The organism is Schaalia odontolytica (genome assembly GCF_009730335.1).
GTDB lineage: Bacteria > Actinomycetota > Actinomycetes > Actinomycetales > Actinomycetaceae > Pauljensenia > Pauljensenia dentiphila.
In genome coordinates, this window is record NZ_CP046315.1 from 1,723,018 (window position 1) to 1,746,466 (window position 23,449).

At 64.8% G+C, this 23,449-nt stretch carries 18 protein-coding genes; 7 read left to right on the forward strand and 11 right to left on the reverse strand.

Going from position 1 to position 23,449, the window contains the following annotated elements; all coding sequences use genetic code 11:
• Positions 1-3: 3 nt before the first annotated feature.
• The 4 genes from FOC40_RS07530 to FOC40_RS07545 form a co-directional block, all read right to left on the reverse strand.
• Positions 4-1,752 carry an ABC transporter ATP-binding protein gene (locus tag FOC40_RS07530; RefSeq protein WP_003795045.1) on the reverse strand — a complete coding sequence of 583 codons (1,749 nt, stop codon included), beginning with the start codon at positions 1,750-1,752 and terminating at the stop codon, positions 4-6.
• Positions 1,753-1,806: 54 nt separating this feature from the next.
• Positions 1,807-2,784 (reverse strand): DNA polymerase III subunit delta, encoded by a 978-nt coding sequence (gene holA / locus FOC40_RS07535; protein WP_039929329.1) that lies wholly within the window; start codon positions 2,782-2,784, stop codon positions 1,807-1,809.
• Between the two features lie 147 nt (positions 2,785-2,931).
• Complete coding sequence (locus tag FOC40_RS07540) at positions 2,932-4,455, reverse strand: ComEC/Rec2 family competence protein (protein WP_003795041.1); 1,524 nt, start codon at positions 4,453-4,455, stop codon at positions 2,932-2,934.
• A gap of 23 nt (positions 4,456-4,478) precedes the next feature.
• Complete coding sequence (locus FOC40_RS07545) at positions 4,479-5,210, reverse strand: ComEA family DNA-binding protein (RefSeq protein WP_131240518.1); 732 nt, start codon at positions 5,208-5,210, stop codon at positions 4,479-4,481.
• 206 nt (positions 5,211-5,416) lie between these two features.
• On the opposite strand from FOC40_RS07545, the gene FOC40_RS07550 reads away from it, so the two are divergent.
• From FOC40_RS07550 to FOC40_RS07560, 3 genes are all read left to right on the forward strand, one after another.
• Positions 5,417-7,387 (forward strand): helicase HerA-like domain-containing protein, encoded by a 1,971-nt coding sequence (locus FOC40_RS07550; RefSeq protein WP_003795037.1) that lies wholly within the window; start codon positions 5,417-5,419, stop codon positions 7,385-7,387.
• A 150-nt stretch (positions 7,388-7,537) separates the two neighbouring features.
• Positions 7,538-8,344, forward strand: coding sequence for a pyrroline-5-carboxylate reductase (proC, locus tag FOC40_RS07555; protein WP_003795035.1), 807 nt, complete (start codon positions 7,538-7,540; stop codon positions 8,342-8,344).
• 70 nt (positions 8,345-8,414) lie between these two features.
• The gene (locus FOC40_RS07560; protein ID WP_003795034.1) at positions 8,415-9,779 is read left to right on the forward strand and encodes a Na+/H+ antiporter family protein; all 1,365 of its coding nucleotides are present in this window, start codon (positions 8,415-8,417) and stop codon (positions 9,777-9,779) included.
• Positions 9,780-9,868: 89 nt separating this feature from the next.
• Here the strand turns inward: FOC40_RS07560 and FOC40_RS07565 are convergent, their stop codons facing one another.
• The 6 genes from FOC40_RS07565 to FOC40_RS07590 all read right to left on the reverse strand — a co-directional run bounded on the left by FOC40_RS07565 (position 9,869) and on the right by FOC40_RS07590 (position 17,389).
• A complete protein-coding gene (locus FOC40_RS07565) occupies positions 9,869-10,969 on the reverse strand; it encodes a peptidase C39 family protein (protein ID WP_003795032.1) in 1,101 nt (366 codons plus the stop codon).
• Entirely contained in the window at positions 10,966-12,522 is a 1,557-nt protein-coding gene (locus FOC40_RS07570; protein ID WP_003795030.1) for an ABC transporter ATP-binding protein, read from the reverse strand. Before FOC40_RS07570 ends, FOC40_RS07565 begins: the two co-directional genes overlap by 4 nt.
• Positions 12,519-13,376 carry an ABC transporter permease gene (locus tag FOC40_RS07575; RefSeq protein WP_003795029.1) on the reverse strand — a complete coding sequence of 286 codons (858 nt, stop codon included), beginning with the start codon at positions 13,374-13,376 and terminating at the stop codon, positions 12,519-12,521. Before FOC40_RS07575 ends, FOC40_RS07570 begins: the two co-directional genes overlap by 4 nt.
• Complete coding sequence (locus FOC40_RS07580) at positions 13,376-14,326, reverse strand: ABC transporter permease (protein ID WP_003795027.1); 951 nt, start codon at positions 14,324-14,326, stop codon at positions 13,376-13,378. Before FOC40_RS07580 ends, FOC40_RS07575 begins: the two co-directional genes overlap by 1 nt.
• A complete protein-coding gene (locus tag FOC40_RS07585) occupies positions 14,327-15,916 on the reverse strand; it encodes an ABC transporter substrate-binding protein (protein WP_003795025.1) in 1,590 nt (529 codons plus the stop codon).
• Between the two features lie 117 nt (positions 15,917-16,033).
• Positions 16,034-17,389, reverse strand: a complete 1,356-nt coding sequence (locus FOC40_RS07590) for a M20/M25/M40 family metallo-hydrolase (protein WP_196773348.1) — start codon at positions 17,387-17,389, stop codon at positions 16,034-16,036.
• 224 nt (positions 17,390-17,613) lie between these two features.
• Between FOC40_RS07590 and valS the strand changes: the two genes are divergently transcribed.
• The gene (gene valS / locus FOC40_RS07595; RefSeq protein ID WP_003795021.1) at positions 17,614-20,325 is read left to right on the forward strand and encodes a valine--tRNA ligase; all 2,712 of its coding nucleotides are present in this window, start codon (positions 17,614-17,616) and stop codon (positions 20,323-20,325) included.
• Positions 20,326-20,447: 122 nt separating this feature from the next.
• Here valS and FOC40_RS07600 read toward each other — a convergent pair whose 3' ends face one another.
• Positions 20,448-22,112: a hypothetical protein gene (locus FOC40_RS07600; protein ID WP_039929323.1), complete on the reverse strand. Its 1,665-nt coding sequence runs from the start codon at positions 22,110-22,112 to the stop codon at positions 20,448-20,450.
• Between the two features lie 359 nt (positions 22,113-22,471).
• On the opposite strand from FOC40_RS07600, the gene FOC40_RS07605 reads away from it, so the two are divergent.
• From FOC40_RS07605 to FOC40_RS07615, 3 genes are all read left to right on the forward strand, one after another.
• Positions 22,472-22,720 carry a hypothetical protein gene (locus tag FOC40_RS07605; protein WP_003795014.1) on the forward strand — a complete coding sequence of 83 codons (249 nt, stop codon included), beginning with the start codon at positions 22,472-22,474 and terminating at the stop codon, positions 22,718-22,720.
• A gap of 53 nt (positions 22,721-22,773) precedes the next feature.
• On the forward strand, positions 22,774-23,070 hold the full coding sequence (locus FOC40_RS07610) for a type II toxin-antitoxin system Phd/YefM family antitoxin (RefSeq protein WP_003795012.1): 297 nt from the start codon (positions 22,774-22,776) through the stop codon (positions 23,068-23,070).
• A gap of 77 nt (positions 23,071-23,147) precedes the next feature.
• Positions 23,148-23,411 carry a type II toxin-antitoxin system RelE/ParE family toxin gene (locus FOC40_RS07615; protein ID WP_231125991.1) on the forward strand — a complete coding sequence of 88 codons (264 nt, stop codon included), beginning with the start codon at positions 23,148-23,150 and terminating at the stop codon, positions 23,409-23,411.
• Positions 23,412-23,449: the final 38 nt, after the last annotated feature.

Below are 23,449 nucleotides of genomic sequence, written 5' to 3' on the forward strand. Positions count from 1 at the left end.
ATGTCAGGCCACCTCGCTTTCGCTCGCTGCATTCTGGGAGTCGTAGATCTCGCGGTACTCCCCGCCCGCTGCCATCAGCTCCTCATGGGTGCCGCGTTCCTTGATGCGACCGTCGTCGAGGACGATGATCTGGTCGGCATGGCTGACCGACGAGAGACGCTGGGCGATGATGATGGTCGTCGTGCCGGGGATTTCGCTCTCGAAGGCGTGACGAATCAGCGAATCGGTCTTCGTGTCCACGGCGGAAGTCGAGTCGTCCAGGATGAGGATCATCGGGTTCTTCAGCAGCGCTCGGGCGATGCACAGGCGCTGCTTCTGGCCGCCCGACACGTTGGTGCCGCCGCGGGAGATGACGTAGTCGTAGCCGCCGGGCAGCTGCTGGATGAACTCGTCGGCCTGCGCGAGCTTGCACGCATGCTCAATCTGCTCATCGGTCGCGTCCGGGTTACCCCAGCGCATGTTGTCCTTGATCGTGCCGGAGAAGAGAACGTTCTTCTGCAGGACGACGGAGACCGCGTCGCGCACCGCGCTCAGGTCGTAGTCGCGCACGTCGCGCCCGCCGACCTTCACAGACCCCTCGGAGACGTCGTAGAGGCGGCAGATCAGCTGGATGAGCGAGGTCTTCGACGAACCGGTACCACCCACGATGCCGAGCGTTGAGCCGGACTCTATGCGTAGGTCAATGTCGGACAGCGCGTTCTCTTCGGCGCTCTCGGAGTACTTGAAGGAAACGCCCTCGAAGACCACGGAGCCGTCCACAACCTCGGTGGCGCCATTGGCCGGTGAGCTGAGCGAGGGGTCGTGGTTGAGGACCTCGGCGATACGGTTGGCGGACTCGGCGGCCATCGTCGTCATGACGAAGATGAAGGCGAGCATGAGCATCTGCGACAGGATCTGGATGCCGTAGGTGATGAGAGCGGTCAGGCCTCCCTTCGTCAGCTCGGTACCACCAGAGTTCACGATGATCGAGGCGCCGACGTAGTCGACGGCAATGATAGCGGCGAAGATGAAGAACATCATGACGGGGCTGTTGAGCGCGATGAGCTTTTCGGCGTTCGTAAAGTCCTTGCGCACGTCCTGCGAGGCGGCGCGGAACTTCGTGGTCTCGTGCTCTTCGGTGACGAAGGACTTGACCACGCGGATCGCGGCGACGTTCTCCTGCACCGAGTTGTTCAGTGCATCGTACTTCTTGAAGATGCGGCGGAAGATTGGGAAGGCGATGAGCACGATAGCCGCGAGGATGATGGCGAGAACCGGCACCATCCCGAGGAAGATAAGGGCCATCTGGACGTTGATGCGCCACGCCATCACGATGGAGAAGACGATCATGAGGGGCACTCGCACCGCGATACGAATGAGCATGCCAAAGGCGTTTTGCACGTTGGTGACGTCCGTCGTCATGCGGGTGACCAGCGAGGACGTGGAAAAACGGTCGATGTCCGCGAACGAGAAGTCCTGCACCTTGAAGAAGAGGTCCTGACGGAGGTTCTTCGCCAGGCCCACCGAGGCGGTGGCGGCGTAACGCGCGGACAGGATACCGCAGGCGAGCGACGCAAAAGCCAGTCCGGTGAGGATGAGGCCCAGGCGCATGACGGGGCTCAGGGACACTCCGTCGAGCGCATCCACCAGCGAGACCATGGTCAGCGGGATCAGGCACTCGAGGATGACCTCCCCGATGATGAATAGCGGGGTCAGGATCGCGGGTTTCTTAAACTCGCGCAGCCTCCCCACCAGCGTCCGAATGGTTATCATTCTTCTCCTCTTCGTTCCCTACGGATATCCGATAGACGAGGCCGGGACGCGCATTCAGCGCCCGCGCAGCCTGCAGATGGTGATAAGTGCTTTTTCGATGGCGCGTTGCGGGTCCCGCGACGCGCCCTTTGTTTCGGCATCAGCCGTGGCGATGGCTCCGAAGGCGCCTGCCAGCGAGGCATCGGACCAGCCACGCAGCTCCCGTCGGGCGCGGTCCACCTGCCAGGGGGCCATCTTGAGGGCGGATGCGGATCCGCCGATCGAGACCTTTGCCATGGCCCGGAACTTCATGGCCAGGGCGGTGACAAGAAGCTGGGGCGCGATACCGGTGGCGAACGCGTGACGCGCGAGCGTCAGGGCCTTCGCCGAGTTGCCAGCGACGGCCGCGTCCGCAACGTCGTAGCCCGTGGCTTCGACGCGGCCGGCCTGGTAGCGCCGCACGTCCTCGAGTGTGATGCGGCCACTGACATCGGAGAGCAGCTGTGCCAGGGCACCGGCCATCGCGCGCGGGTCGTTGCCAAGTGCGTCCACGAGGGCCTGCTGGGCCTCGGTGTCCATCTGCCGGCGTGCGGCGCGCACATCGGCAGCGATGAGCGCCAGCTTGTCGCGGTCGTTCTTGAGCGGTTCGGCGGGGATCACCGGCCATGTGGCTTTGGTGATCGTGTCGATGACCTTCTTGCCGCGGGCGTTGCCCCCGGGGTGCGCCAGGAACATCCACACGTCGGGCGCGGGCGCGCCGGCGTAAGCGATCAGATCGTTGGCGAGGGCGTCGCTCATCGTTTCCAGGTCCCGGATGATGACCATGCGGGATTCGCCGAAGAGTGAGGGCGAGGCTATGACGTCGAGCTGTCCGGCCTGATAGGTGGCCGCGTTAATGTCGGTGCGCTCGAGGTTGGGGTCGGCCTCGTGGGCGAGGGCGCGCAGCTGGTCGAGGGCACGGTCGACGAGAAGGCCCTCGGGGCCTTTGATCAACACGATGGGTGCCAGCGTGATCTGGGCTGGCGGCGCCGGGCGCGAACCGCGTGCTGCCACGTCTTCCTGCCTTTCCGCTGAAACGGTAACTGTCTAAGTCTGCCACCGAGGGAGCTCATTTGCGTTCGTCTTTGCCGTGGGCGGACACTACTCGTGGCAGGTGTCACGAGAGCTTGACGACGCGCCCTCAGTAGGTAGCTGTCCCACTCATGTCCCCTGCTCATCGACGATCGGGGCTCCCCACCGCTTCCACGCGCGCCACGCAACCCATCCACCTCCGCAGCAGGCATACACGCCCAAGATTGTCGAGGACCCTCCTGGCACGCGCACCCCGTTTCCGGGTAGGGAGGCGCACACGCGCGCTGCTCCCGCGATCCATGCGGTCGCCCACGAAGCAACGACTGCACACGCCGAGGCGGCGCGAATACTCAGCGGGGAGATGAGCGCGCCCAAGAGCCCGGCGACGGTCGCGACCGGCACGGCAGGCTCGGCCAAGACGTTGGCGGCGATTCCCCACACGGGCACGTTCCCGGACAGTGACACGATGATCGGCGCGGTCGCAAGCTCCGCGAAGGCAGGCACGCACACCATCTCTACGAGGCGGCGAAGCGTCTTCCCCGCGCGTGTGTCCCCACGTATTCGCCGGCGACAGCGCCGCACCAGCGCCGCGGAGGGACCGACGACCGCGAGCGCGGCGAGCGCCGACAGGGCGAATCCGTAGGAGCGGGCTGCCCAGGGGTCGATGAGTAGGGTGGCGATGACGACGGCGCAGAGGGCGGCGATGGATTGTCCTTCGCGTCCGAGGATGAGTCCGAGGGAAGCGACGGCCGCAACGCACACGGAGCGCACGACGGAGGGGTCTGGGCCGACGAGTGTGAGGATTGTAGTCAGGACGAGGATGGTGGCCCCGAGGCGTAGGGCTTTTCGTGCGGGGACGACGAGGGTGACGGTGGCGAGGACGATGACGATGTGGGATCCGGAGACGGCGGTGAGGTGGGTGAGGGAGGTTTTCTTCATTGCGTCGGATAGGTCTGCGGGCATGGCGCGGTCGTCTCCGATCGCCATGCCGGGGACGAGGGAGCGTGCGTCCCTGGGCAGAGGCGCGCAGGCGTGGGCGAAGGCCCGGTGGGTGGAGCGCATCCAGGCGGATAGGCCGCTGGGCCGCTCGATGAGCTGGGCACGCCTGACTCTTATCGTGCCCACCGATGGCGCCTCGGCGGCAAAGGTCGCGTCGAGGCTTCCCCAGACCTCGTAGACGTCTCCACGCGCGGCGTCCTGCCACCCGGGCGCGCGCACGAGAGCGGTGGCGTTCGAGAGGATCCACTCCTCCCCCACGGAGACGGCCTCGATACGAGCGCGGGCACTGCGGGTCGCAGAGAATCCGGACGAGGCCGGGGCTGGGTCGCTCTGGAGAGTGACGCGCGCGTGTACGGGTCCGGAGTCACGTAGGGCGGGGTCGGCGTCGTATTGTCGGCCGGCGGCGGATCCGACCGCGAGCGCGCAGGCGACGCAGATGAGGAGGAGTGCGAGGCCGAGGCGAGCGGACCGGGACGGGGTGAGGGCGTGTCTGGGTGTCTTCCGGCCTCGTTGTGAGCGCGCGTAGGAGGTGGCGCATCCGAGCGCGACGAGGGCGCACGCTCCGATCCATGCCCATTGAGCTGGGTGGCCCGTCGCCCACCAGGTGGCGGCCCAGGTGGCGGTGGCTGCGGGCGCGAGTCGCAGGTCGATCATGCGGGGAGCGCATTGGGTGTCACTCATCCGCAGACACCCGGACGGATCTTCTCGATGAGGGATGGGCCGATTCCGGGGACGTCGTCGAGTTCTTCGACGGTGGACAGGCGTGGGTGGGTGGCCCGGTAGGAGATGATGCGCTGCGCGAGGGCTGGTCCGATGCCGGGCAGGGTCTGGAGCTCCGCCTCGGTGGCGGTGGCCAGTCGGACGCACGCCCCCGCTGCGGTGCCCGCCTCGGAGGATGCTGGTGGCGAATCCCCGACGACGGCGACTCGAATCTGTTCCCCATCGACGAGGATGCGGGCGAGGTTGATTGATTCCAGGTCGGCCTCAGGTGTTGCGCCTCCGGCTGCCGTGATGGCGTCGATGACTCGGGAAGAGGCTGGCAGGGTGAGCACTCCCGGGGAAGCGACAGCACCGGAGACGTAGACGACGACATCATCAGTGCGCTCCCCTACTGATGCGGGTGCGGATGGGGACGGGCCTGTCGCGACTGCCGCGGCCTCGCTCTCTTCTCGCTCGGAGGAGGATTGGGCGGGGGCTTGGGCGTGCTCGCGTGCCGCTGCGTGCCTCCACACCCCCACGGCCGCGATCAGGACGATGACGACGATCAGCGCGGCCACGCTCGCTCCTCCGGGTAGGAGGCGGGCGACGCTCGGCTCGGAGGGTTCGTCGTCCTCAGTGAGGGCGCTGTCGTACACGGCTTTCGTCAGCGCCGCCATGCGCCGACGAGCCAACCATCGTGACACGTTCATGCCCGCACGCTAACCCTGGCGAACGCCAGGAGCACACATGAAAACGAACCCCTGTGGATAACTGTAATGGGCGCGTGGGGGTTGTGGACGAATCCCACATCCGACCCACCCCGCATAACTCGCCTGGGACCGCGGTCCCAGGGGATACTGTTCCGGTGACGTCGAAGTACAGTGGCGCACCGCGCCCAGAGCCGAAAGGCCACACCATGAGCGAGAACATCGAGGACCTCAAGGCGCAGCTCGCCGCGGCGGAAGCAGCCGCGAAGGCCGCCGAGGCAGAGGCAGCCCGCGCGAAGGCCGAAGCCCTGCGTCTTCAGCTTGAAGCAAAGGGCGGCTCTTCCGCAGAGGCACCTGCCGCCGCAGCCGAGGCCGAGCCCCAGCAGGCGGAAGCCGCCCGCGCGACGGCCGACGCGCTACGCACCCAGATGGAGGCCGTCGAGGCCCCCGCGGCCGAAGCGCCTGCTCCCGAGGCTGCCCCGGCTTCATCCCCCACCCCCAGCGGCGAGCTGTCGGCTTTCGCCACCCAGATCCAGGACGCCTACTCCTGGGACGTCCCCGCGGTCACGATCGGCACGCTCATTGACAACGGTGCGCGCGTGCCCGGCGTGAGCGCCAAGATGCCGCTGCCCATGTTCAACCGCCACCTCCTGGTCGCCGGCGCGACGGGCACGGGCAAGACCCGTACCCTCCAGCTCCTCGCCGAGGGCCTGTCCGCGAACGGCTCCTCCGTCCTCCTGTGCGACGTTAAGGGCGACCTGACGGGCCTGGCCGAGGCCGGCGCCAGCTCCGAGAAGCTCCTGAGCCGCACCGCCGCCAACGGTCAGGAGTGGGCCTCGTCCTCGTTCCCGATCGAGCTGCTGAGCCTGGGCGGCGCCGATTCGCAGTTCCCGGGCGTGCCCGTGCGCGCTCAGGTCTCCGACTTCGGCCCGATCCTGCTCGCCCGCGCCCTCTCGCTCAACACCACGCAGGAGCAGGCCCTCCAGCTGATTTTCGCGTGGGCGGACAGCCACGGCCTCGAGCTCATCGACCTGCCCGACCTGCGCGCCGTCATCTCCTTCCTGACCTCCGATGAGGGCAAGGACGAGCTGGCCACGATCGGCGGCGTCTCCAAGGCCACCGCCGGCGTCATCCTGCGCGCCCTGACCGCGCTCGAGTCCCAGGGCGGCGGCCAGTTCTTCGGCGCCCCCGGCTTCGACACGGCCGACCTCATGCGCATGGATTCGACCGGCCGCGGCATCATCTCCCTGCTCGGCGTCGGCGACATCTCGACGCGCCCTGCACTGGTCAGCGCCGTCATCATGTTCCTGCTCGCCAACCTCTTCTCCACCCTGCCCGAGGTCGGCGACGTCGAGCGCCCCAAGCTCGTGTTCTTCTTCGACGAGGCGCACCTGCTGTTTGCGGACGCCACCAAGGAGTTCGAGCGTCAGGTTGTCCAGACCGTGCGCCTCATCCGTTCCAAGGGCGTGGGCGTCGTCTTCGTGACGCAGACCCCCAAGGACATCCCCTCCGACGTCCTGGCCCAGCTCGGTTCGCGCATCCAGCACAGCCTGCGCGCCTCCACCCCCGACGACTTCAAGAAGCTCAAGGCCACGGTCCAGACCTTCCCGAAGACCTCCCTGGAGCTCGACGAGGTCCTCACGACCCTGGGCACCGGCGAGGCCGTCGTGACCGTCCTGGATCCGAAGGGTAACCCCACCCCGGTCACCCCCGTCGGTATCTGGGCACCCGCCTCCGTGATGGGCCCCGCGTCCGCCGACACGGTCGCGCGCATCAACCAGTCGAGCGTCATCATGGGCCGCTACCGCGACGCCGTGAACCCGGACTCGGCCGAGGAGAAGCTCGAGCGCCGCGCAGCCGAGGCTCAGGCAGCCCGCGAGGAAGCCCTCGCGCAGGAGGAGGCCGCCAGGGAGGCCGAACGCCTGCAAAAGGAGGCCGCCAAGGAGGCCGAGCGCGCCGCCAAGGAGGCCGAGAAGGCCGCCGCCAAGGAAGAGGCTGCCCGCCAGAAGGAAATGGAGAAGCTGCGCCGCCAGGTCGAGAAGCAGCAGGAGAAGGAGGAGGCCGCCCGCCAGCGCGCCGCCGAACGCCGCACCCGCCAGGTCGAAAACGTCCTCGGGTCGGTCCTGCGTACAGCCGGCCGCGAGATCACGCGTTCCATCTTCGGCACGCGCAAGCGCTGACTTCGCCACTACGTAGCACGAGGCCGGGGCTAGGGACTCACATTGAGGATCCCGAGCCCCGGCCTCGTCTCACACTTCGGCCACTGTGCCAAGAAATTGCAAAACGGGGTAGGCTGCATCTCAATCAACCAACTTTCACGGGAGACCCTGATGCGTATCGGATTCATCGGAACGGGAGCCATGGCCCAGGCCATCGCTCGCGGTGCCGTCGCGTCCGGCGTCGATCCCGCAACCTTGGTCTTCTCCAACCGCACGGCCACCAAGGCCTGCGATCTCGCCGACGAGCTAGGCGGGAACGCCGCGTCCTCGAACGCGTCCCTGGCCCGTCAGGTCGACATCGTCATCCTGGCTGTCAAACCCAAGGATCAGCGCGCGGTCATCAAGGAGATCTCCCCCATCGTGGTCGGTCGCCCCGACATCTGCGTCGTCTCTCTGGCGGCTGGACGCACGCTCGACCAGATCACCACTGACTTCGGCGCGGGCATCCCGCTCGTGCGCGTCATGCCGAACGTCGCAGCCACCGTCGGACAGTCCATGACCGCCCTGACGGCCACGCGCACCACCGACGCACAGGTCGACGCCGTTCGATCCCTCATGGATTCGGTCGGCCGCACCATCCTCATCGACGAGGACTATTTCCCCGTGTTCCAGGCCCTGGCATCGTGCTCTCCGGCCTGGTATTTCCAGATTGTTGATTCTTTCGCCCGCGCGGGCCTGAAGTACGGGCTGTCCAAGGACAGCGCCGTCGAGATCGCAGCGCAGGCGATGGCGGGGGCCGCCACGCTGCTCCTTGCCGAGCGCGAGAATGGAACCATCCCCGCGCAACTCATTGATCGCGTGACAAGCCCCGGCGGCACCACAATCGCAGGATTGCTGGCCGCCGAGGAAGGCGGTTTGTCGACCGCACTGGTTAGTGCCGTCGACGCCTCCATCCACGCCGACTCCCATCTCGGCTGATTCCACCTGCCGCGACGCGGCTTACCTTCCTATTTTTGCGCTGTCGCGCACCCTCAACACAGGAACACTCATGTTGCTTTTCAACGCAGTCGTGCTTTCCGTGATCGTCATGCTGGTCCTCAGCATCGCACGCGTGCACGTCGTCATCTCACTCTTCGTGGCCTCCCTCGTGGGCGGCCTGGTCGCCGGCATGGGCATGTCCGGCACGATGGTTGCCTTCCAGGACGGCCTGGCCGGAGGCGCGAAGATCGCACTGTCCTACGCCTTGCTCGGCGCGTTCGCCATGTCGGTCGCCCACTCGGGTCTGCCGCGTTTGCTGGCGAACTGGATCATCAACAAGCTACGCAACGCCGATGATTCGAATTCGGCGCGCGTCGCCCGTTCCGCCAAGTGGGGCATCCTCGGCGGCGTCCTCGTCATGGGCGTGATGAGCCAGAACCTCATTCCGATTCACATCGCCTTCATCCCGCTGCTGGTTCCCCCGCTCATCGGCGTCATGAACGAGCTAAAGATGGACCGACGCATGGTTGCCTGTGCGATCACTTTCGGCATCGTCACGACCTACATGTTCGTGCCGATCGGCTTCGGCCGTATCTTCCTGCACGACATTCTCTACAAGAACATTGAGGATGCGGGTCTGCCCGTCGAGGGCGTCGTCAATCCGATGGCCGCCATGGCGATCCCCGCCCTGTCGATGGCGGTGGGCTGCTTCATCGCCCTATTCGTCTCCTATCGTAAGCCGCGCGAGTACGAGCAGCGCGAGACCGAGTTCAGCACGGGCGACGATAAGCCGGTTAACATGGTGAAGGTGTGGGCGGCCGTCGTCGCTCTCATCGCCTGCTTCGTGATCCAGGCGGTCCTGACCAAGATGGATTCCGAGGCCGACCCGCTGCTCGTGGGTGCTCTCGTGGGTCTGTGTCTCATGCTCGCGATGCGCGTCGTGCCGTGGCAGCAGGCCGACGACGTGTTCAGCGGCGGCATGAAGATGATGAGCCTCATCGGCCTCATCATGATCACCGCACAGGGCTACGCGTCCGTCCTGAAGGCGTCCGGCCAGATTGAGCCCCTCGTCCAGCAGACCTCCGCGATGTTCAACGGCTCGAAGGCACTGGCTGCCATGATCATGCTCGTGGTCGGCCTGATCATCACGATGGGCATCGGCTCGTCCTTCTCGACCCTGCCGATCATTTCGGCGATCTACGTGCCCCTGTGCGTGGCGCTCGGCTTCTCCCCCATCGCAACCGTGTCGATCATCGGCACCGCTGGCGCGCTGGGCGACGCCGGTTCTCCCGCGTCCGACTCGACGCTTGGCCCGACAGCCGGTCTGAACATCGACGGTCAGCACGACCACATGCGAGACACGGTCATCCCCGAGTTCATCCACTACAACATTCCGCTGTTGGTCGGTGGCTGGATCGCGGCGATGGTCCTCTGAGAGCTCGCCTCTCACCAACGAGGCCGGGGCTGGGTTGCACGTTCGCGCAACCTGGCCCCGGCCTCGTTATGCGCCCGCGAACGCGCGACTCAGCGGTGAACAATGATGAACGCCCTGGCGCATTCTTCTTCCTCCCATTGGGCCGACTCCCAGAGCTGTTCGAGCGTAATTGCCTCCAGCCAGGTTTCGACCCAGGTTTCGCCGAATTGCTCGTCGTTCCAGGGGTCGTGAATCAGCGCGTACCCACCCACGATCCCCCACACATAGATCCAGTGGGGTGTTTGTTCGCCGTTGAGGTCCTCCAGGTCGACGAGCACGATGACACCGTTTCCCTGCTGCACAGCGGCTCGTAGATCCGAGAGGTCCCAGGTTCCGATACGGTCCCGAACCCCCAGCGCTCGGGCCTCGTCCACGTGCTGGCGGTGGATGGCGCGCCGGGCTGCGGGAGATGCCGCGTGTGCGCGCGTCAGGCCGACGAGCGGCCCTTCGTGGCTGACGATCACCTCGACGCTTTGTCCGCGCCTTGCGAGCGCGGCCGCCAACCCGTAGGGCCCCACCCCAAGGGAGTACGTCGATTCACGCCACAGCTCCATCTCGTCTCGCAGTCCGTGGCTCACCTCGTCAGGGGCGCATCCGCTCGCGTGCGCAAGGGCCATGAGCGCGCTTGCCGGGCCGCACGTAAAGTCGGTTTTCTGCCGAACATACGCGGGAATCACCTGGGGGCGAACGTTCCACCGCACCCATCCGCGCACGCTGGCGTGCCCGTGGTCAGTGTCGTCGTCGATGGACAGAGGCGAGCCGACCGACCCCGCTGCAAGAAAACCTCGGCATCGAAGCACCTCCTCAAAGAGGGGACCCTCATCGCGCGTCACGGCCTTCACGAGCGGGGTATGTGGAGCAGCATCGAGGACGGCCTGGATGAGAACCTCCCACGTTCGAGCAGACTCGACGGCGGCTGCCCCGGCGTCGCCACCGTCCAGCAGACACGCATCGACGATGGTTCGGTGAGCAGAGGTCGTCCGGTGGGCCTCCAGGAGCGCGTGCCCGGAGTATGTCCACAGGGTCGCGGACACCGCCGGCCCCATCGCTGCCCACCGCGCGGCGTGCGCAGCGGGGATGCCGAGAGCCCTCAGCTGCTCGCGCGCGTTGTCGCCGGGACGGATAGGGGTTGTCGCCAGGGTGGTACTCATGCGGACTCCGTTTCTCGCCCGGGCACGGCGCTCAGGAGCTCGGCCGTGTACTCCTCGGAAGGATTGTGCAGGATCTCTTCAGTCGATCCTTCTTCCACAACGACGCCGCCTTTCATGATGACGAGGCGGTCGCACATCGCGCGCGCCACCGCGAGGTCGTGGGTGATGAACACGAGAGCAAATCCCTGCTCCGCCTGCAGGCGCGTCAGCAGGTCCAGGATGGAGGCCTGGACGGACACGTCGAGGGCGGACACGGCCTCGTCGGCGATGAGGACGCGCGGACGCGTCGCCAGCGCACGCGCGATCGCCACACGCTGGCGTTCACCGCCCGAGAGGCGGGAGGGTCGCCGCTTCGCGTACTCGGCCGGGAGTTCTACTGCGGCGAGCAGATCGGCCACATCGCTGGCCGGACGACCCGCGACGGAAGCCGCCTCGGCGAGCGTCTGCCCGATGGTTCGCGCCGGGTTGAGAGCCGAATAGGGATTCTGGAAGACGATGCCGACAGCCGGTCCTCGATCGGCCTGCGCGTTCACGTGGACGGTTCCCGAGTCGGCGTGTTCCAGCCCGACGATGACGCGCGCGAGCGTTGTCTTGCCCGAGCCGGACTCACCGACGATGCCGATGGATTCTCCCTGCGCGATCTCCAGGGACACATCCATGAGGGCGACGCGCGAGTCCTTTCGTGATCGAAACACCTTGGTCAGGTCGCGCACCTCGACGATGGTCTCCGCACCAGCGGGCGTGGACTTCCCTTCGCGCGGGTTGGGTCCATCGATACGTGGTTCGGCGTCCGACAGACGCTTCGTGTACTCGTAACGCGGCGAGGCCAGAACCTCATTGACCGGTCCTTCTTCGACAATCTGGCCGTCCTTCATGACGATGACGTCGTCGCCGAATTGACGCGCGAGCGCCAGGTCGTGGGTGACCAGCACCAGCGTCATGGCGCGCTCGTCACGCAGGCGCGTCAGCAGAGTGAGGATGTCACGCTGCGTCGTGACGTCCAGGGCTGTCGTCGGTTCGTCGGCGATAAGGACGCGCGGCTGAGAGTCGAGCGCCGACGCGATGGCGACACGCTGACGCATACCGCCCGAGAGTTCGTGCGGGTACGAGCGAGCGACACGTGCGTCGAGGCCAACATCGGCCAGGAGCGCACGCGAACGCTGGGCGCGCTCGGAGCGCCTGCCGGTGCGCGCCGCCGTGATTTGCTCTCCGCACAGGAGCGTCGGCGCGAGCGACGTGAATGGATCCTGCGGCAACCAGACGATGCCTCCCCCACGCTGCTTCTTCAAACGCCCCTGATCCCCCGCCAGGTCGAAGATCTCTCCTCCCAGCGTCACCGTTCCGCTGGCAACAAGCGCCGAGGGGGTCAGTGCGCACAGCGTCCGCGCGAGCATCGACTTTCCCGCGCCGGACTCGCCGACGATAACGAGGGTGCGACCGGATCGTGCGCTCACGCTGACATCGTCGAGGATCACGGCTCCGGAGCGGTCAGTGACGCTCACGTGCGAGGCCACGAGGCCGTCTCGGGTTTCACGTGTCGTCGCGGTGCTCATAGGTCACGCTCCTTGCGCTCAGCAAACCAGTCACCGGCAATGTTGATCGCTGTGGCCGTCACGATGATCGCGAGGCCAGCGGCTACTGACGCGGCGGGGTTTTGGGCGAGGAGGGCTCGTCCGTCCGCGAGTTGGCGCCCCCAGTCGGCGTCCTGCGCCCCGACGCCGAGGCCCAGGTAGGACAGTCCAGACAGGGACACGAGCGCGAACGCGATGTTGACGAAAAGGTTCGCCCACACGATCGGCGTGATGTTCGGCAGGATATGGACGGCGAGGATGCGAGGGCCGGACAGGCCCAGCACGCGCGTGGCCTCAATGTAGGGCTGAGGCTTCTGAGCGAGTGTCGCCGCGCGGATCATGCGAATATCCGAGGGAGCGAACAGCACGATGAGCACGCCGACCGTCACCCAATAGCTGCCACCAATCACACCGGCGACGACGATCGCGAGGAGCGTGACGGGAAGCGACAGGAGCACCTCACACGAGCGAGACACGCAGGCATCCCACAGCCCACCGCGCCACGCCGCGCTCATTCCGACAATGAGTCCGGCAACCATCGAACCCACGGCGATGACGATCGGGCCCACGATCGCGGAGCGCGCACCGGCAACCGTCAGGGCGAGGACATCACGCCCCACCTTATCGGTACCCAGCAGGTGACCGGGGGTGCCCGCAGGACTCACCCCCAGTGCCAGGTTCTGGTCCAGCGCGCCGGGAACCAGCACGGACGGGACAATCACGCAGATCGCAACAGCGACGAGAACCACCACGGACAGGACTACCGAGCCGGGGATCTTGCGTGCGGAGGAGCCAATGCCTCGTCCCAGAGTGCGCGGAGAAAGCAACAGCGTCATCACGCTCCCCTCCCATCGCCGATCGTCTGACGTGGATCGACCGCAAACGCGGCCACGTCAACGATCAGCGTGACGACGATGATAACGAACGCGACCAGTAGAGCGATCGCCTGCACGACGGGAACGTCCTTGTAGGTGATGGAGTCGGCGAGGAGCTGTCCGAGGCCGGGCAGCGAGAACGCCTCCTCGACGAGCACCGTGGACCCGAAGAGAGTCCCCAGAATCAGGCCCGCCGAGGTGATGATCGGCAGCGCCGCTCCCCGCACGTACATGGCCGTGATACGCCTGTGTGGCACTCCCCGCGAGCGCGCGAAGGTCACGTAGTCCTGGCTGAGCTCGGCGCCGACGGCCGCGCGGGTGATGCGCACGAGCATCGCGCCGATTCCGGTCGCGAGGGCGATCGCGGGCAGGGTGAGGTGCCACAGGGTGTCGACGAGGCCGGTGCCTTCACCGAAGACGGGGAACCAGCCGAGCATGAGGCCGAAGACGTACAGGAGGACGAGGCCGAAGGCGAATCCGGGTGCGGATACGCCGACGACCGACCAGCCGACGATTGTGCGGTCGACCCAGGATCCACGGCGCCGTGCCGCTGCGATCCCCAGGGGGACGCCGACGGCGACGGCGAGGATGAATGCGCCGATGGTGAGCCACGCAGTGAGTGAGACGCGCGAGGCGAGCACGTCGGTGACGGGCGTTGCGGAGCGCACCGAGTCCCCGAAGTCGCCGGTGAGGGCGCGGGTCAGCCAGTGCCAGTAGCGCACGACGAGGGGCTCGTCCAGGCCGTAACGCGCGGTCACGGCCTGGCGGACCTCGGGGGTCAGTCGCCTCGTACCCACCAGGATCTTCACGGGGTCTCCGGGTACCAGGTACAGGAGCGAGAAGACGAGGAAGGACAAGAGGGTGAGCACCACTGTCGCGCCTACGAGGCGGCGGAGGATGTAGCGCAGCATTTACTTGGCCAGCTCCAGGGAGGAGGCCCACGGAGTCATGAAGAAGAAGGGCGTGTATTCCGTTGGGGTGACGCGCGAGGAGAAGGCCGTTGATGTCTTGCCCCACCACAGCGGCGAGTAGATCGTGTTGTCCTGAGCGATGCGCTCGGCTTCGACGATGTCCGTGACGCGCTTGCTGGGGTCGGTCTGGGTGGCCTGGGAGGCGATCAGCCCCTGAACCTGCTCATTCTCGTAGCGCGCGGGGTTGTCGGGGCCGAGCAGCCACCCGGCCACCTCACCCGGGTCGCCAGTCGTGGAGGTGTAGCTCATGTAGGACAGGCCGTAAGCGCCGCTACCAACCTCGGAGATCCACTCTTCGATCGGCTTGGAGGTGACGGTGAGGTTGATGCCGATCTGCTTGAGGTTGTCGGCGATCGCGAGGGCCGCGGATCCCAGGTCCGGGATCGACGAGGGGTAGGTCAGTTCGGCATCGAAGCCGCCGGGGACCTTGGACTGGGCGAGTTCTGCGCGCGCGGCGTCGAGATCAAAGGAGTCGATGGGCAGGCCCGCCTGGGCACCCGCTGCGGCCTGCTCGCCGATCTCGCTGCCCAGCTGGTCCGGCGGCTCGATGCCCGTCGCGACCGTCGCCTGGCCCTTGAGGATCGAGGAGACGATCGTGGAGCGGTCGACCGCGTGGGCAATGGCCTTGCGCACGTGGATATCGTCGAAGGGCTCGACGTTCTGATCGAAGGTGAGGCCCACGTAGGAGCGATCCGACTCGGTCAGTACGCTCACGCTGCCAATACCCTGGAACTGCAACACCTGGTCGATGGGTAGCTGGGTGGCGATGTCGATCGTTCCGTTCTTCTGCGCGAGGAAGCGCGCGTTCTCGTCGGAGAAGAAGTCGAACTCGATGGTCTGAGCGGGCGTGTCCCCACCCCACCAGGTACCGCTCTTTTCGAAGACGGCCTTGGAGTCGGGCTGGAAGGACACGGCCTTGTAGGGGCCTGTTCCCATGATGAGGTCGGCCGAGGAGCCGTAGGAGGCGGCCGCCTCGTAGAAGGACTTTTCGGTGATCCACAGTCCGCCGTTCGCGGTGACCGTCCACCCGAAGTTGACGGCGGGTGCGGGCAGGGTGATCGTGATCTGGTTGTCGCCGCTCTGCTCGGCCTGGACGCCGGCGGGCCAGTAGACCGCGGAGGACGGGGACTTGTCGGGGTCCTTGGCGATGTCGATCGAGAAGAGGACGTCGTCGATGGTGACCGGGTTCCCGTCCTGGAAGAGGGCGTCGGGGCGGATGTCGAAGACCCACGTCTGGGCGTCGTCAGTGTGATGGGCGGAGGCAATCGCGGGGATCAGCTGACCGTCCTTGCCCACGGCGAGGAGGCCTTCGGAGACGACCTGCGCGACGTAGTAGTTGATGATGCCGGTTTCGTGGGCGGTGTCCAGCGTGGACAGGGAGCCGGGCAGGCCCACCGCGATGGTCCCCTCACGGGATGCCGACTGGGCCGCGCCGGAACCGGATGGAGCGCAGGCCGCGAGGGTCGCACACATCATGGCAGCGACGGAGGCGAGGGTGGCTGCTGTTCGTGGGATGCGTGCGATGTGCATCGGTGTCTCCTTGTGTTCGGTGGTGGCGGTAGTGCCGACATCTACGGTATGCACAGGAGAAACGGCGGGAGAAGGATCCTCGTCAGGCGGTCATTTGTAACACCGGTTGATTATGTGTCACACATCTGTCAGGTACGAGGTCACGACCTCGTGGAGGACCTCGGCGGTCGCGCGCACGTCCGCCAGTGCGATGTGTTCGTCGTGCGCGTGCAGCTGTGAGTACACCTGCCCGAGGCTCGCACCGCTATCCACTGCCCCGAAGCCATACCCGATACCGCCAAGCCGACGGGCGACGCGCAGGTCGGATCCGCCGGGAAAGAGAACAGGCACGACGCTCGCGCCCGGGTAGCGCCGCTTCAGCGCCGCTTCGATCGCCAGGTACAGGTCGGTGTCGATCGACGAGGCCGTGGCGGCCTCGCTCAGGAGCCGCTCGATGGTCACGTGCTCGGCGAGGTCGCCGAGGGCCGCCGCGATGGCGGCGTCCACGTCATCGTCGTCGACGCCGGGCACCGTGCGGATGTCGAGCTCGAGTGTGGCGTGGGAGGGTAGGACGTTGATGGGCCCGCCCGAGTGGGCGACCGTCTGGGCGACGGTCACGTGGGAGATCGCGTGGGCGAACGCCGCCAGGTCCTCGAACTCGGAGTAGTCGCCCTCGTAGGTGCCATTGATGAGGCTATTTTCGGTCGTTTCGTCGAACTCGAAGGCGCGCACGAAGCCCGCCCAGACCTCGTCCGTGGCGGTGGGCCATCGGGCGGCGGACAGCGCCGCACTCACCTGGGCGAGTCGCTCGACGGCGCTCGTGCGCCCCAGCGGGACCGAGCCGTGGCCGGCGTCGCCCCGGATGTGCAGGCGGCGCTGGGCGGCGCCCTTTTCGCCGACGACCACGACGATGCTGTCCCCGCCCCTGCGCCCGAAGATGTGCGCCCCTCCCATTTCGGACAGGGCAGCGTGCCACGGGAGGGCGTTCGGCCGCTTCTCGCCGATCCACGGGACGCCGAGTCCGCCTCGTGCCTCCTCGTCTGCGGCGGCCACGAACACCAGGGAACGCGCGAGAGGATTGCCGTCCTGGGCGCGGCGAGCGACCTCGCGGGTCACGACGGCCATCGCGGCGGTCAGGTGGAGCATGTCGACGGTGCCGCGCCCCCACATGACGTCATCCTCGATCTGCGCGCCGAAAGGATCGCGCGTCCATTTGCTCTCGTCGACGGGCACAACATCCGTGTGACCGAGGAGGGTCAGTGGCGTGCCGGGGCTGCGCGGATCCGCGCCCTCGACCGTGACCACGAGCGAGGTGCGCCCCGGGTGCGGGGTGATCCGATCGATTGACACGGGCAGGCCCTCGAACAACTCCTCGAGGAGGTCGGCGGCGCGCTCTTCTCCGCCCGAGTCGGCGGTCAAGTCGTTGACGCAGCCCAAGCGCACGAGGCGCGCCAACAGGTCGACGGTCTGCTCGCCCAGCGATTGCGTAGTCACGATGATCCCCTTCCCAACGGGGGCCTCGTCCCGGCTCCCCAGCCTGACACCACGGTATCCCCACGCACTCACGTTCACCCGACCGCGCCACGAGAGGAACTTTTGTAACGGCGCATGTGAGCGACGCGCCGGGAGCTCACAGGCCCAGCATTGGACCGAAATGCCTGAGGAAACGTAGGCTAGTGGGGCAAACAGTCCACGACTCGGATGGAGACAACTCAATTATGGCCATGAACACCCGTGCGCAGGCGCCTCGCGTGCCCGACCGCGCCGCCCCCGAAGGCCTCGAAGCCAAGTGGGGTGAGGCCTGGGAAAGCCAGGGCACCTACGCTTTTGACCGCAGCGCCACGCGTGAGCAGGTGTACTCGATCGACACTCCCCCGCCCACGGTGTCCGGCTCCCTGCACATCGGCCATGTTTTCTCCTACACGCACACCGACGTCGTGGCCCGCTACCAGCGCATGACCGGCAAGTCCGTGTTCTACCCGATGGGGTGGGACGACAACGGCCTGCCGACCGAGCGCCGCGTGCAGAACTACTTCGGCGTGCGCGTCGACGCCACGCTGCCCTACGACCCCGACTTCGAGCCCCCGCACGTGGGCGGCGACGGCAAGTCGATCAAGGCTCGCGACCAGAAGCCGATTTCGCGTAAGAACTTCGTGGAGCTGTGCGAGCGCCTCACCCAGGAAGATGAGGCTCAGTTCGAGGCGCTGTGGCGCTACCTGGGCCTGAGCGTGGACTGGAAGCAGAACTACCAGACGATCGGTGCGCGTGCGCGCAAGGTCGCCCAGGCCGCGTTCCTGCGCAACCTGGCGCGCGGCGAGGCCTACCAGGCCGAGGCCCCTGGCCTGTGGGACGTCACCTTCCAGACGGCGGTCGCCCAGGCTGAGCTGGAGAGCCGCGAGTACCCGGGCTTCTACCACCGCCTGGCCTTCCACATCACGAACGCCGAGGCCGCCGCGAAGGCTGCCGCCGCCGGCGCGCCCGTCGAGGACGGCGCCGACGTGTGCATCGAGACGACGCGTCCCGAGCTGCTGGCCGCCTGCGTCGCCCTGATCGCCCACCCGGACGACGAGCGCTACAAGCCGCTGTTCGGCACGACGGTCGCCTCCCCCGTGTACGGCGTCGAGGTGCCGATCCTGCCTCACCCCGAGGCGGAGATGGACAAGGGCGCAGGCATCGCTATGTGCTGTACCTTCGGCGACACGACCGACATCGACTGGTGGCGTGACCTGGAGCTGCCGCTGCGCGCGATCCTGCGCAAAGACGGCCGCATCATCACCGAGACCCCCGAGTGGATCACGACGGACGCGGGCCGCGCGGCATTCGAGGAGATCACCGGTAAGACGACGTTCTCGGCGCGCGAGGCCGTGGTGGCCGCCCTGCGCGAGTCCGGCGAGCTGAAGGGCGAGCCCACCAAGACGATGCGTCAGACCAACTTCTTCGAGAAGGGCGACAAGCCCCTCGAGATCGTGACCTCGCGCCAGTGGTACATCCGTAACGGTGGCCGCGCGTGGACGAACCCGGCCTCGGGCAAGGATCTGAACGAGGAGCTCATTGGGCGTGGCCGCGAGCTGGAGTTCCACCCGGACTTCATGCGCGTGCGATACGAGAACTGGGTGAAGGGCCTGAAGGGCGACTGGCTGGTGTCCCGTCAGCGCTTCTTCGGCGTGCCCTTCCCGCTGTGGTACCGCGTGGACGCGGACGGCCAGGTGAACTACGACGACATCATCACCCCGTCTGAGGATCAGCTGCCGGTCGACCCCTCAACGGACGTGCCGGAGGGCTACACGGAGGATCAGCGCGGCGTGGCCGGCGGCTTCGTGGGCGAGCTGGACATCATGGACACCTGGGCGACCTCGTCCCTGTCCCCGCAGCTGGCGTGTGGCTGGCTGGATGACGAGGATCTGTTCGCTCGCACGTATCCGATGGATCTGCGCCCGCAGGGCCAGGACATTATTCGTACGTGGCTGTTCTCCACCGTGGTGCGCGCCAACCTAGAGTTCGGGGCGCTGCCGTGGAAGCACGCGGGATTGTCGGGCTGGATCCTGGATTCGGACCACAAGAAGATGAGCAAGTCCAAGGGCAACGTCGTGACCCCCATGGGCATCCTGGAGAAGTACGGCTCGGACGCCGTGCGTTACTGGGCGGCGTCGGCTCGCCTGGGCCTGGATGCGGCGTTCGACGAGCAGCAGATGAAGATTGGTCGCCGCCTGGCGATCAAGGTGCTGAACGCGTCGAAGTTTGCGCTCACGATGGGCGGCGAGGGCGCGGCGATCGATCTGGATCCGGCGCTGGTGACGGTGCCGCTGGATCGTTCGGTGCTGGCCGCGCTGGCTTCCGTCATCGACGAGGCCTCGGCTGCGCTGGCGGCTTACGAGCACTCTCGCGCACTCGAGGTCACAGAGTCGTTCTTCTGGACCTTCTGCGACGACTACCTGGAGCTGGTCAAGGAGCGCGCCTACAACCGCGATGGCGCGTGGGACGAGGCCTCGGCCGCGTCGGCCCGTGCGGCTTTGGCGATCGTGATCGACAACGTGGTGCGCCTGCTGGCCCCCTACCTGCCGTACGTGACGGAGGAGGTGTGGAGCTGGTACCGCGAGGGCTGCGTCCACGTTGCTCCGTGGCCGCTTTCCTCGGATCTGGCCGGCGCCCAGGGCGATCCGTCGGTGCTTCAGGCAGCGTCTTCTGCGCTGATTGCGCTGCGTCGCGTGAAGTCTGAGGCGAAGGTGTCGCCGCGCACGCCGTTCCTGGCGGTGACGGTGCGCGCGCCGCAGGCTCAGGTCGAGGCTCTGGAGTCCGTGAAGGGCGACCTGGAGGCCGCGTCGAAGGCCGTGGGCGCCCTGACCGTAGCCGCCTCCGAGGACGCTGAGGCCACCGAGGCCTCTATCGAGTCCTTCGAGCTGGGCGAGGCTCCTGCGAAGCGCAAGGGCTGAGCGTTAGGCTGCTGGGGGGCCGCCCGTGGAACACCACGGGCGGCCCCCACAGATAAGCCGTCATCAGTCTCACCGTCGGAGTCTATCGTGGCCCCCAACGCACGATACCTGATTACCTGCTCCTAGCTTCCAGATGCAGATGCGTGGCTCGCCGCAAACCTCTTGAGATCGAGAAGCATTTGAGTAGTTTGATCGATGACGTCAATAAAGTACTCCCGATAACTACGATCACCAAGCTCTTCCTCAAGACATACTCGCCCCTTAGTACCGGAGGAGTGTGCGGCAAAGCGCGAGCGCATCAGTTGCACCTTCCTCAACAGCGAAATGTCACGTTCGACGTACTCATACTTGTTACTCTCGAGAAATCGACTTAGCTTATCAATCCCTTTTTCGTTGTCGACTTTATCCATCCCTTGAATCAGGCGCTTTTCATTCAGCAGATCAACCAACACAAGCGCAAGATTAAGCGACTGAGCCCGAAACTCAGCTTCCGATTCATTCACCGGAATATGCAGTCTCGCAAGAACACCAGCATCGAGCCCTTCAGCTTTACGATGGAGACGCCACCCCCACCCCTTCTCCCACTCTTCCTGTAGAGTAGCGTAGACACGCTTAAAAATATGCTCCGGATTTCGACTCTTAACACTCTGATTGAAGAACGAACATCGAATTGCTTCTTCACTCATGTCACCTATCGGCGCAATGTTGTACGCCTTCCAATGATTCCAGTGACTCTGCGGAATGTCACGACCAATATCCCCAAGGGACACTGACACATAACTGAGGCACCCATTATCAATACTTACACCCCATTGATTTCCACACGACAAATACCCGTCCCGAACCTCACAACCATCATCTTCATAATAACGCTTTAAAACTTCCGGCTTGAAGTAGACCGGGGTGTAGTAGTGAGGCGCATCCGGATTCTTACCATAGTAGTTACGAAGACTCTCTGGACTGCAGGTCCAACTAACGGCTTCAGCAAACTCATTTTCACCAATAATGAACTCCGGATACTCACCCAATTCAATCTCATCCCATGGCCACATTCCACACTTCTCTCGCGGAGGAGCCTTCAAAATTCGCTTAGCCAAGAGTCGCGTCCAGATTCTGCCACTCTGCGACCTGTCCCGCCGGACATCTCGAGAAAAGCATGTGAGGCTTTCGAACGAAAATGCTTCCTCTTCAAAATCAGCTAGATCCGCAAGGTCACCGTCATAGTCTATTCCCACATTGGAATCAATGTACAACACAGCATCGAGCTGCCTCGCAGCCAAGTACCTCTTGAGGAGTCGGGTACGAACTTCAATCTTCTCACCTGAGATTCTGATCGCAAGTTCTTTGTCACCACTTTCTTGAATCTCATAGTAGTTTCTCGACTTCGGATCAGGCCACAACCGCATCAAAAATCTAAAGTCTTCTGAAATATTCAGCCTATCTGGGACAACACCAAAGAAGTTCTGAACCACGACCAAAGGCTCAAACTCAGGAAGCGATCCAGACTTGAGGTAACTTACCTCTGTCCCATCATCAACAAACCCTGGAATACCTTCACCCTTTCGAATATCCCAGCCGACATCTCGCATCACTCTTTCGCGCATATTTAGTTGAGACAAAGCGATGAACTGACCGCCATTTGCTCTACCTTTGATGGACCATTCATCATAAATGACAGTCCAGGGACCATCACCATTTGCAAAGAATGAATCCTTGAGCGCATCTTGCCTCAAGGCTTTTACACTTTCATCAAAAGCTTCATAACGAACAGCAGAATTCAAACTCATAATAAATTCCTATCAACAGAAAGTAACTACAGTCCCTAGGGGCGACTGGCGCAACCTATTTGGTCTCGCACACATGAGTATTGCATATCTTCATAGTTACAGAGCTCGACTCACCACGATCTGGCGATGTATTAGCAACACCTGGGAACCAATATCAGAGTAAGATAGGTACTTTAGTCCCAAGAATTGCCAACAGTACGACAGACACAGACATAGTATTGGCAGTCACCCCCTTCCGCTTGGGCGTCCCAGCATTTCGCACGTGGAAACGCGTATCCGAATACACATAGCAAGCATTCTGTCCTCTTCATAACTAGGTACACCTAGAGGCCGAGCTGCGCATCGCATGGAACCAGCCGATGTTCACCCACCACGGGACATACATCATCGGGTTCTCAGCCGCCTCCAAGCACATGGCGATGGCCCCCGAGCGCGCCACCATGATCCGCTTTGAGCCTGTCATGCGCGAGCGTGGCACGGACTTCGGAAAGATGTTCGCCCGCCGGCCCAGGAACAAGCCCTTCGACTACGAACTCTTTGACGCGTTCATCCAGGACCAGCTCACAGACAAACGCGACGTCACGTCATTCTGGCGCCCACAGTCATGAACATTCCATCATGAAGCAACACATCAGACTCTAACAACTTGTACAATTAGTACATGTCGAACGCTACGCTTTCCGATTTTCGCCAGAACCAGGCTCAGTACATCGCTGCCGCCCAAGTCGAACCCGTCGAGCTTCGCTCGCGCGGCGCACAGACTCGCGCAGTCCTCGTTTCCCCCGCCTTCTACGAGGAGGCAATGGAGGCGCTCGAGGAACGCCGCGATCGACGGACACGAGACGAACTCGACCGCTGGCTGCGAGAAGACCTCGCTCAGGCTGTTCGTGATTACGAGGAGAACCCGGACGATGTCTACACGCTCGACGAGATTCGCGCCGAGCTGGGATTGAAATGAACAGGCAACGCTCTCGCCTGATCCTGTCGAGCACAGCTCGGAAACAGTTCAGAGAACTTCGACGTTCCATCGCATCTGTGAGCGGCTCCGAAGTCACGGCACGCAATTACATGAGCGCCCTGACGGATTACATCGAGCAGCTTCCCGACTTTCCGCTACGGGGCCAAGCGTTCTCCTTGCATCACCCGGGTATGCGCATCATCGGATTCCGCAAGACTCTCCTCATCGCCTTCCTCGTGACTGACGACGGCGTCGTCATCCTCTCGGTTCTTTCCACACGCCAGTCCAGGCTGACACTCGAAGAAGCACTCACGCAAGCCCTCGAATCGTTCCAGCGTTGACGCTAACACACACGGAATCAAGAGCCCCACAATGCAGG